The organism is Dolichospermum sp. FACHB-1250 (genome assembly GCF_014696335.1).
In the GTDB taxonomy this organism is placed as follows: domain Bacteria; phylum Cyanobacteriota; class Cyanobacteriia; order Cyanobacteriales; family Nostocaceae; genus Dolichospermum; species Dolichospermum planctonicum.
Genome location: NZ_JACJPZ010000091.1, coordinates 1 through 9,221, shown reverse-complemented (window position 1 = coordinate 9,221; position 9,221 = coordinate 1). Strand labels below are relative to the sequence as shown.

Below are 9,221 nucleotides of genomic sequence, written 5' to 3'. Positions count from 1 at the left end.
GCAGATACAGCGACAATTGGGGTAGCTTTTAATAATACGGGAACAGTCAATGTCGAAGCAGGAACTTTAGTCCTTTCTGGTGGAGGAGTGAATAGTGGAACATTTAACATCACCAGTGGTAAAACACTAGAAATTAATGATTCAGTTTATACATTTACCAACGCAGCAAGAATCAATGGTAGTGGCAAGTTTTTGATTAGCGGTGGAACGCTCAAAGCAGATGGAAATTGGACTTTAGCAGCCCTAGCAAGTAATTGGATTGGAGGAACTTTTGAGAGTGCAAACATTATTACTAATAGCGGTTATTTAACCATTGGTGGTGATTATTATTATTATGTTTACAAATATCTAAATACCCAACTCAATAATACCGGAACTATTGAATTTCAAGTAGGGCGGATTGTTGACGATTACGACGATAGTATTATCGGCACATTGAACAACTCTGGAACTTTCAAAAAAACCACCGCAGATACAGCGACAATTGGGGTAGCTTTTAATAATACGGGAACAGTTGAAGCGAATTTGGGAAACCTGAATTTCAGCAATAGTTACACCCACAACAACGCCAATTTAGTTCTCAAAGGAGGCACTGTTACCTTTAGCAATGCCTTAAATATTAACGGTGGCAGTATAGAAGGTAATGGTAGTATTAACATTGGGGTGACAAATTCCGGTTTACTCAATCCTCGTTATGTAAGTAATACCGAATTTGGTCGCTTAACCATTAATGGTGACTACACCGAAACCAACAGCGCCAGTATTAATATTCAACTGGGGGGAAGTACCGCAGGAACGAACTTTGACCAAGTTGATATTAATGGAAATGCCACTTTTGATGGAACATTGAATGTTAGTCTACTGAATAACTTTACTCCCACCCTTGGTAGTACCTTTGATGTTTTAACTTACGATTCCTTGAGCTTCTTATCTAACCTTAATTTTACAGGGTTAGACATTAACTCAACTCTCCAGTTTGTACCACAGTGGTTTAACAATAAACTCACCTTAAAAGTTGTCAATAAATCAACAGCAACTAATATTAATGTCACCACAAATCAAGATATTGTTAATGCTAGTGACGGTGTATTGTCCCTTCGGGAAGCGGTGATAGAAGCAAATCAAAATGGTTTAGATAATACCATCATTTTGGGCGCACAAACCTATAATTTGAACTTTAGTGGTGACGCTGATGATAATTTTGCCGCTACGGGAGATTTGGATATTTTACCCCGTGGTGGTCGTGTAACTATTCAAGGTCAAGGAGCTAATCAAACCTTTATTACTGCCACTAATTTGGCGAATTTGTTTCAAATTCATCCAGGAGCAACAATCAATTTTTCTAATGTTACTGTTATCAATCCCCTGTTAAATGATACGGTTTCAGTCAGTAAGAATGTTTCCTTGAATCTGAATGTTTTAAACAATGATAAACTCTTAAAATCTCAATCAATTTGGTTAGATGATTTTCAGACAACTTCAGTTAAGGGAGTAACTATCACTCGTGATAATAATGGAACATTTACTGATTTAAGCGATGATCGTTTAATTTATCATCCTATTGCTGGATTTACAGGTCAAGATAGCTTTACCTATACTATTACAGATGGCTTTGTCAAAGAACAAGCAACTGTTACTCTTAATGTTGTTAATGATGCCCCCCCAGCAGTTAATGAGCGTTTGAATACTCCCATGAATACTGCTATCACTTTTGCAATTCTCACCAATAATAGGGATAACAACGGTGATATCATAAATTTTGAAAGCTTCCAGAACACTTCAACATTTGGGGGGACAATTACCAAACTCAATAATCAGTTAACTTATACCCCAAAAGCTAATTTTTCTGGACCAGATACCTTTATTTACAAAGTCAATGATGGCTTTGTTACCACACAATCAACTGTAACTGTTTTAGTTAATGCTCCCCCTAATGCAGTTGTGACAACAACACAAGATACAATCAATTACACCGATGGTTTGTTGTCTTTACGAGAAGCAATTATCCAAGCCAATAATGCCAACATTGATAGTACAATCACCCTTGGGGAAGGAACATACACATTAGCCATTAATGGAGCAAATGAAGATTTAGCCGCCACAGGGGATCTTGATATTAAGCTTCAAAATAAAACTCTGACTATTCGAGGACAAGGTAAAAATAAAACAATTCTCGATGCTAATAGTTTAGATCGTTTCTTTCAAGTCCATTCGGGAGCAACCGTTATTTTGTCAGGAGTGACGATTAACAAAGGACTAGGAAGTTATGGGGGTGCTTTGGCAAATAACGGCACACTTACCATCCTTGATAGTGATTTCATCAATAACCAAAGTGTTGGTGCAAGAGGAGCTAATGGAGCTAATGGTGCAAATGGCCGGGACAGTTGGGTAACTTACTTCGCAGGTTATTACGGAGCAGGTCCTGTTGCCACACCAGGTGAAAATGGTAAAAATGGTGAAAATGGTGAAGATGGGAAAGGTGGTGCAATTTACAATAGTGGTACACTGACTATCTCTAATAGTCTAATTGAAAACAATAAAGTAACTGGATCTCAAGGCGGAACTGGTGGAAATGGTGGGCTGGGGGGAGTGACCCGTTTTCAGATTGATGGGTATATTTTCTATGAGTATAAACCTAATGGAAACCCTGGAAGCAATGGTAGCAATGGAAATGCTTACGCTGGTGCTATCTACAACGAAAATACAGGATCAATTTTCATTAATGCCGGTCAATTTGCGAATAATTTAGCGACTCCCATAACAGGAGGAACTGCGGATAATGGTGATGCAAATGGAATCTACAATAATGGTGGGACAGTAACTATTAATAATACAGTTCTACCAGTCTTAGCGATCGCACCCACCAATGCAGTGCAAACCGAGGGTAATTCGGGCTATAAAGCCTTTACTTTCACCGTGACTCGATTGGGTGCAACCACAGGCACAAATACCGTTAATTGGGTAGTCACAGGAAGAGGTAATAATCCTGCTAATGCTACAGATTTTGGCGGAACATTCCCATCAGGAACCGTGACTTTTGCTGCGAATCAAACATCCAAGGTAATTACAGTGAATGTCCGTGGAGATAGCACCATTGAACCCGATGAAAACTTTATTGTCACCCTTTCCAATCCTACTAATGGCGGTGTCATCACCACGGCCACGGCAACGGGAACTATTCAAAACGATGATACTGCCTTGGCGATCGCACCCACCAATGCAGTGCAAACCGAGGGCAATTCTGGCAATAAAGCCTTTACTTTCACCGTCACCCGATTAGGTGCAACCACAGGCACAAATACCGTTAATTGGGTAGTCACAGGAAGAGGTACTAATCCTGCTGATGCTACAGATTTTGGCGGAACATTCCCATCAGCAACCCTGACCTTCGCCCCAGGTGAAACCTCTAAAATTATTACCGTCAACCCGCAAGGTGATATTACCCAAGAGACTAGCGAACAATTTAAAGTCACCCTCTCCAACCCCAGCAATGGTGCAACCCTCACCGCCGCCACTGCTGTAGGCACTATTCAAAACGACGACTTTATTGGTAACGACACTAACAACAGTCTCACGGGAACTGCCAACAATGACTATATTGAAGGCAAAGGGGGCAATGATACCCTCAACGGCGGCATTGGCGACGATACTCTCATTGGTGGTTTAGGTGACGACAACCTCAATGGTGGTGCAGGTATTGATACTCTCATTGGTGGAATTGGTAACGATATCTATGTTGTGGATACAATCACCGATACCATTACGGAAAATACTAATGAAGGGACAGATACCATTCAATCTAGTGTTACTTTTACTATTACCACCTTACCCAATATCGAAAACCTGACATTAACAGGAACAGCCGCAATTAACGGCACAGGGAATACTGGTAATAACCTCATCATAGGTAACAGCGCCAATAACATCCTCATGGCTGGTTTAGGTGACGACAACCTGAATGGTGGTGCAGGTATTGATACCCTCATTGGTGGTTTAGGTAACGATATCTACGTTGTGGATACCACCACTGACATCATTAGTGAAAATGTGGGAGAGGGAACAGATACCATTCAATCTAGTGTTACTTTTACTATTGCCACCTTACCCAATATCGAAAACCTGACATTAACAGGAACAGCCGCAATTAAAGGGACTGGTAATGATGGTAATAACCTCATCATAGGTAACAGCGCCAATAACATCCTTAACGGTGGCTTAGGTAAGGACAACCTCAATGGTGGTGCAGGTATTGATCGTTTTGACTACCGTAATTTAGCTGATTCCGTTTTCAGTAGCTTTGATGTGATTACGGAGTTTAATGCTAATGTTAGTAATGATTTATTCCTTGTTTCTACTGCCCGCAGCGGATTCTCTAATGCCGGAATTGTGACAACACTTGATCCAACAGCCATTACAGCTAAGTTAACCACTGTTAATTTCGGTGCTAAAGCTGCTGCTCAATTCTCCTTTGGTAGCCGTACCTTTGTGGCTATTAATGATGCTACAGCCGGATTTGATAGCACTACTGATGCTATTATTGAGGTAACAGGTTTAACTGGCACTCTGGGAATTAGTAACTTTACCACTGCATTGGTTTAGTATTTTAGAACCTTTAAAATACCAATAAAATAGGGTGGACAAACAGCCCAACTTTAACACGACAAAGCAATATTATATTTGCCTCAAATTTTTCAAACATCTTCTTTCAGAAGTCGGATATTTTATGGCTTAAAATTTGTTAAAAAACATTACAATATATTTCTTGATTTTAATTCAATGCTACAATAGGAAAAGAAATATTTATTAATAAAAAAATTATTATTTATTTGATAATTTTTGGTAATTCAATATGATTAACAATAAAATTCAACCTAGACAAGCATTAAACAAAGGATTTCTGAGAATTAAACCAATTAGAAATGAGTTTGAGATATTTAAAAGGAATCTGATTACACTAATTAATCAAATTGATGAAAATGAAAGAGAGGAATTTCATAAAAATATTCTTACTGATTTTTTGAAAAATACCTATTATGGTGCTGATTACTTAATCAATATTAAAGCAAATAATGACCTAGTAATTTATAATGGCAAAGATACTAAAAGCAGTGTTGGTGTGATTTTAGAAGCTAAAAAGGTAAATAACAATGAAATGCTCAAGGTTGATAATTTAAATACTAAAGCATTACAACAATTAGTTTTATACTTTTTACGAGAACGGATTACAAATAAAAATCCAGAAATTAAATATTTAATTGCTACTAATGTTTATGAATGGTTTGTTTTTGATGCGACAATTTTTGAAAATTTGTTTGCTCAGAATACACAATTAGTTAAGCAATTTACTGATTTTGAAGAAAAACGTCTATCTAATTCTCGTACTGATTTTTTTTATCAAGAAATTGCTCAACCCGCAATAGATGAAATTCAAAATCAATTAGTTTTTACACATTTTGATATTAGGGATTATCAACAGTATTTAATTAATCAAAATCCGGAAAATGATCAGAAACTGATTCCTTTATTTAAGCTGTTTTCACCACAGCATTTATTGAAGCTACCTACTACTAATGATAGTAATAGTTTAAATAAAAACTTTTATAGTGAATTACTACACATTCTTGGTTTAACCGAAATTAAAGAAGGTAGTAAAAAATTAATTCAGCGTAAATCAATTCATGAAAGGGAACAGGGTTCATTAATTGAAAATACTATGACTCGGTTGCAAGAATTACGCAAGATTGATAGATTAGAAAATTCAGAACAATTTGGAGAAAACAACGAAGATAGACTTTTTAATATTAGTTTAGAATTAGCTATTACTTGGATTAATCGCATTCTCTTTTTAAAATTATTAGAATCTCAATTAATCAACTATCATCAAGGTAATAAGTCTTTTGCATTTCTCAATTTAGCAAAAATTCAAGATTTTAGTAATCTCAACCGTTTATTTTTTGGTGTTTTATCTCATAGACCAGAGGAAAGAGAAGAACATATAAAAAATCTTGTTGCTAATATTCCTTATTTGAATAGTTCTTTATTTGAAGTATCAGAAATTGAACATCAAACAATAGTTATTAGTAATTTAGTCAATGATGAGAAACTTTCTATTTTTAATCATACAGTTCTTAAAGATAATCATGATCATAAACGTACAGGAAAATTAAAAGCACTAGAATATATTTTTGAATTTCTTGATGCTTACGATTTTAGTAGTGAAGGTACAGAACAAATTCAAGAAGAAAATAAAACGTTGATTAATGCGTCTGTTTTAGGGTTGATTTTTGAAAAAATTAACGGTTATAAAGATGGTTCTTTCTTCACTCCTGGCTTTATTACTATGTATATGTGTCGGGAAACTATCCGCAGAGCAGTTTTACAGAAGTTCAGGGAAATTAAAGGTTGGAACTGTAAAAATATGGATGAATTATATGATAGAATTACAGATAAAAAAGAAGCTAATCAGATTATTAATAGTTTAAAAATTTGTGATCCAGCAGTCGGTTCTGGACATTTTTTAGTTTCAGCTTTAAATGAAATTATTACTATTAAAAGTGAGTTAAAAATTTTACTTGATAAACAAGGTAGAACTTTAAGAGATTATCATCTAGAAATCGAAAATGATGAGTTAATTATTACAGATGATGACGGAAAATTTTTCACATATAATCCTAAAAATCCAGAAAGTAGACGCATACAAGAAACACTTTTTTATGAAAAACAGACAATTATTGAAAATTGTTTATTTGGTGTAGATATAAATCCTAACTCAGTAAAAATTTGTCGGTTACGTTTGTGGATTGAACTTTTAAAGAATGCTTATTATAAGACCTCACCCCTAACCCCTCTCCTACAAGGAGAGGGGAATTTAGGAGAACTACAAACTTTACCAAATATTGATATTAATATTAAAACTGGTAATTCTTTAATTAGTCGTTTTCCTTTAAATTGGGATTTACGGACGATTTTGAAAAAAAGCGATTGGAATATTGAAAGTTATAGAAATGCTATAAAAACCTATCTCCACCCTGATAATAAAGATCAAAAACAGGAAATGGAACGATTAATTAATGATATTAAGGGTAATATAAGCACAGAAATTAGTAGCAATGATCCGAACATAGAGAAACGAAATCAAAAAATTGCAGAACTTCGTCATTTACGAGATCAAAAGTCATTATTTGTAGAAAGTAAAGCAGAAGCAAAAAGTCGTCAAAAAAAGCAAGAAAAGTTAGAACAAGAAATTAATCAACTCAATGCTGAAATTGAAGATAAAAAAAGCGGTAAATTTTATCAAAATGCTTTTGAATGGCGGTTTGAATTTCCTGAAGTTTTGAATGATGAAGGTGATTTTATCGGTTTTGATGTCGTAATTGGAAATCCTCCTTATATTTCACTATCTAAAATTAAAGAAAAAAATCAAACGGCTTATTTTGAAAATAATTATCAAACTTATACAAAGGGTGCAGATATTTATTGCTTGTTTTACGAGAAAGGAAGTTGTTTATTAAGAAAAGAAGGATTTTTAACTTACATTACTTCTAATTCTTGGTTAAAAACTATTTATGGTGATTTACTGAAAAAATATTTAATTGAAAATCTGCAACCTCAGACTTTATTAAATATCGAAGATATGCAAATTTTTGAGGAAGCTACTGTAGAATCAAATATTATCATCTTGAAAAAAGATCAAGTTAATGAATTTTTTGATGTTGCTAGTCTCAATAATAATTATCTTATCGGTTCTTCATTAAATGAGTATTTCGATAAACATTGTTTTCAATTTATAATACCTAATACATCAGAATGGATTATCGGTAATGAAGAAACCGTAAGTTTGAAACAAAAAATAGAGCAATCCTCTAAACTTTTAAAAGAATTTGATATTAATATTAATAGAGGTTTGCTTACTGGACTAAATGCAGCTTTTATTATCAATGAAGAAACTAAAAATCAATTAATTGCTGAAAGCTCTAATTCTGCTGAAATAATTCAGCCAATTTTAAGAGGTAGAGACTTAAAAAAATATAGTTATGAATTTTCTGGATTTTATCTAATTAATACACATAATGGAGTTGCAAAAAATAATATTGAGAGAATTAAAGTTAAAGAAAATTATCCATTTATCTATAATTATCTGCTTTCTTTTCTTCCTGAAATAAAACAACGACAAGATCAGGGTAAGCATTGGACAAATCTTAGAAATTGCGCTTATTTAGAAGATTTTCATAAACCTAAAATTGTTTGGGGTGAAATTTCTGATCAACCCAAATTTGCTTTTGATGACTCTAACTATTATGCTGAAGCTACTACATTTTTAATGACTGGTGAGAAACTTAAATATTTGTTAGCAATTTTAAATTCAAAACTATCAGAATGGTATTTTAACCAGATTTCAACTACTACAGGAATGGGTACAAATAGATGGAAAAAGTATAAAATTGAAATGTTACCCATTAAAGAACCTACGGAAACTGAAGAATTGTTATTAGAAAAAATAGTTAATCAAATCCTCACCGCTAAAAAATCAGATCCAAAAGCAGATACAACTGCATTAGAAGCAGAAATAGATCAGTTAGTTTATCAACTTTACGAACTAACAGCAGAAGAGATAAAAATTATAGCAGGATAAACACCACAAATCTTACAGCAAGTAGCTTTGAGTGAGGTACACCTTGTGCGGGCAAGATGCCCGCACCACAAGAGTTTTATTATTAATATCTGTACTTCATAAACGGATAACTGCTGTATCTAAAAGATAAAGCAAGTTCGGCTTGAGTGAGGTACACTTTGTGCGGGCAAGACTTGTACTGAGATTGGTCGAAGTATGCCCGCACCACAAGAGTTTTATTATTAATATCTGTACTTCATAAACGGATAACTGCTGTATCTAAAAGATAAAGCAAGTTCGGCTTGAGTGAGGTACACTTTGTGCGGGCAAGACTTGTACTGAGATTGGTCGAAGTATGCCCGCACCACAAGAGTTTTATTATTAATATCTGTACTTCATAAACGGATAACTGCTGTATCTAAAAGATAAAGCAAGTTCGGCTTGAGTGAGGTACACTTTGTGCGGGCAAGATGCCCGCACCACAAGAGTTTTATTATTACAGCACTTCCCGGTGTTATGAGGTACAGTAACAACAATTAGTGAACCAATTTTTTAAATGTTGAGGATTCATCAAATCGAGAGCAACAGAAATAACTTTATCAACTATTTC

2 protein-coding genes are annotated in these 9,221 nt (G+C 34.6%); both read left to right on the top strand.

The genetic code is table 11. The annotated features are described in order from the left end of the window. The coding region (locus tag H6F39_RS21065; RefSeq protein WP_199291004.1) for an Ig-like domain-containing protein at positions 1-4,599 on the top strand (4,599 nt) is incomplete at its 5' end. A gap of 250 nt (positions 4,600-4,849) precedes the next feature. After that, entirely contained in the window at positions 4,850-8,632 is a 3,783-nt protein-coding gene (locus tag H6F39_RS19695; protein ID WP_190397272.1) for a TaqI-like C-terminal specificity domain-containing protein, read from the top strand. The last annotated feature ends 589 nt before the right edge of the window (positions 8,633-9,221 follow it).